This is a genomic window from Terriglobales bacterium (genome assembly GCA_035624475.1).
Lineage (GTDB): Bacteria > Acidobacteriota > Terriglobia > Terriglobales > Acidobacteriaceae > DASPRL01.
Window position 1 is genome coordinate 1 of record DASPRL010000423.1, and the last position, 2,485, is coordinate 2,485.

General features: G+C 66.8%; 4 protein-coding genes. 2 read left to right on the plus strand and 2 right to left on the minus strand.

What is annotated here, in order from left to right:
• Positions 1–670 (plus strand): glutamine-hydrolyzing GMP synthase (gene guaA / locus VEG08_16085; GenBank protein HXZ29515.1); only part of this gene is annotated, 670 nt, incomplete at its 5' end.
• A 159-nt stretch (positions 671–829) separates the two neighbouring features.
• On the plus strand, positions 830–1,981 hold the full coding sequence (locus VEG08_16090; protein ID HXZ29516.1) for a hypothetical protein: 1,152 nt from the start codon (positions 830–832) through the stop codon (positions 1,979–1,981).
• Between the two features lie 7 nt (positions 1,982–1,988).
• Here VEG08_16090 and VEG08_16095 read toward each other — a convergent pair whose 3' ends face one another.
• Together VEG08_16095 and VEG08_16100 are read right to left on the minus strand one after the other, a co-directional pair.
• Positions 1,989–2,123 (minus strand): hypothetical protein, encoded by a 135-nt coding sequence (locus tag VEG08_16095; protein HXZ29517.1) that lies wholly within the window; start codon positions 2,121–2,123, stop codon positions 1,989–1,991.
• 70 nt (positions 2,124–2,193) lie between these two features.
• Positions 2,194–2,485: tagatose 1,6-diphosphate aldolase (locus VEG08_16100; GenBank protein HXZ29518.1), on the minus strand; the 292-nt coding region annotated here is incomplete at its 5' end.

Sequence of the window (2,485 nt, forward strand, 5' to 3'; positions counted from 1 at the left end):
GAAACGCAAGATCATCGGCAACGAGTTCATCGCCGTCTTCGAGGAAGAGGCGCACCGGATCGAGCAGCAGGTGGGGAAGGTGGAGTGGCTGGTGCAGGGCACGCTCTATCCCGACGTGATCGAGTCGCGCTCGGTGCGCGGACCCTCGCAGGTGATCAAGACGCACCACAACGTGGGCGGCCTGCCGGAGAAGATGAAGCTCAAGCTCATCGAGCCGCTCAAGGAGCTGTTCAAGGACGAGGTGCGGCGCATCGGCCGCGACCTGGGCATGCCGGAGGAGATCCTGCAGCGCCAGCCCTTCCCCGGGCCGGGCCTGGCGGTGCGCATCCTGGGCGAAGTCACGCCCGAGCGCATCGCGCTGCTGCAGGAGGCCGACGACATCGTGGTTTCGGAGATCAAGGCGGCCGGCCTCTACACCAGGCTGTGGCAGTCGTTCGCGGTGCTGCTGCCGGTGATGTCGGTGGGAGTGATGGGCGACGCGCGCACCTACGCCTACACCTGCGCCATCCGCGCCGTGCACAGCGAGGACGCCATGACCGCGGACGTGGCCGAACTGCCCTGGGAGGTACTGAAGCGCATCTCCAGCCGCATCGTGAACGAGGTCAAGGGCATCAACCGGGTGGTGTACGACGTGACCTCGAAGCCGCCGGGGACGATCGAGTGGGAGTGAGGATCATCGGGCGATCGGGCGATCTGAACCCCGTCTACCTGAGGGTGTCATCCTTCCGCCGACCGAAGGGAGATGGGAGGATCTGGCGTGATCGTCTACACTACCCTCCCGGTTGCGCGAGCGGTCCAGCAACGGCATCCTCGGTGTCTAAGTAGGAGCATGCGCACGCTTCCCATCCTCGGGCTCCTGCTTTGCGGCTTGGCCGCCGCCCAGGACGCCCCTGCGCCGCCTGCTCCTCCCGACGTCAAGCTGACACTTGAGCTGCGCGAAGGGCTCAGCCGATACCATCGTGGCGAACTCGTTCCTGTGCGCCTGCGCTACTCCTGCGACGTGCAAGGCAAGTATGTCAAGGCAGTCTCGCCGGGGGACCTCAAGAACGGGGGGGAGCAAACGCTGCACTGCGAGCCAGCGGACTCGATCGTCCCGTTGCGAGCCACCGGCCTGGACTCGCTCCGGAGATTCCTGGATACCGGGCCCGGCTGCGGCTTTGGTATGGGCTTCGGCTCCGGCGGCTGCGGCGACTGTCGCGGCTTCTACACGCTGGGCCCGGTCCCGATCAACTTCGAGATGAACCTGAACCGCCAGGCGGGGCGGCTGGGCCCCGGACACTACGCCTGCAGCGCGACCGCGGCCGACGTGGCTCCAGCCTATCCCACGGAAAACCGGCAGGCCCTGCAGCTCGTCTCCAATACGGTGTCGTTCGACGTGGTGGAGGACTCAGTATGGTCGCGCGCGGCCTTGGCTGAGGCCCTGGCCCAGATCCAGGCGACTTGCGATGACGTCCCCGCCCCGCCTCCCGGCGCCGGCACGCGCTGGCTGACATGCAATCACGCCGCCGAGGTCCTGTTCTTCCTCGATACCGACGATTCGCTGCGCGCTGCCGTCCACCTCTTCCATGGCAGGCGCGATGGAAGAGCGTACTGGCAGATGGAGATGTGGGATGCGATCGCACGCTCGCCGAACCGGAAGCTGGCCATCGAGCTGTTGTCGCAGCGGATGTCGGAAGGCGACTTTGCGGTGACCGAAGACGTCGTCCAGGCCTTGGGAGCGTGGCGCTTGCAGCAACGTCACCCCGATGCGTTCGCTCCTGGCGCTCCGGAGGTGGATGCCGCCGCCTACCACGACGAGGCCGTGGAGATACTCCGCTCGCTGGTGCGGACGCTGGGGGAGAGCCTGCCGGGCAAGCGTGAAGAGGCGTTCGGAGAGAGCGTGAAGAGCTACGAAAAGCTGGCGGGATGGCAGCTCTGCCAGGTTGGGCCGCTGATCTCCGAGCCCGAAGCCCGAGCCACCCTGGCCGCCGCCGGGCGCTGATCGAACTCTAGAAGTGCGGCCCGTCAGGCTCGCCGCTGAGGACGTGGCGCAGGCACCACACGCCCGGCAGCAGGATGACCAGGCAGGCCAGCATGCCCAGGATAGTGATTGCAGCGGTACGCCAGCTCTCGCTCAGGCCCAAGCGCCAGAAGCCGCGCAGCCCGAACCCTCCAGGTACTGCAGGCGCCTGAGCAGGCTGAGGCGTGATGTCGTCAGCGTGTCGCCATGGCGGGCTCGGCCTCGTAGATGGGGAACCAGGAGGTCGCCTTCTTCAGCTTCTGGTTCACGTTCTCGATGTTCTTGACGCCCTCGGTCTCGAGCCACTGGCGGAAGGCGGCGGCGCCCTGCTTGCCGTAGACGGGGATGCCGTCCTTCCAGGTGGCGCGGCCGCAGAGCACGCCGTTGAACTTCACGCCCGTGTCGCCGGCCAGCTCCAGGGTCTCGCTGAACTCGGCGTTGGACACGCCCGCCGAAAGATAGATGAAGGGCTTGGTCACGGCTTGG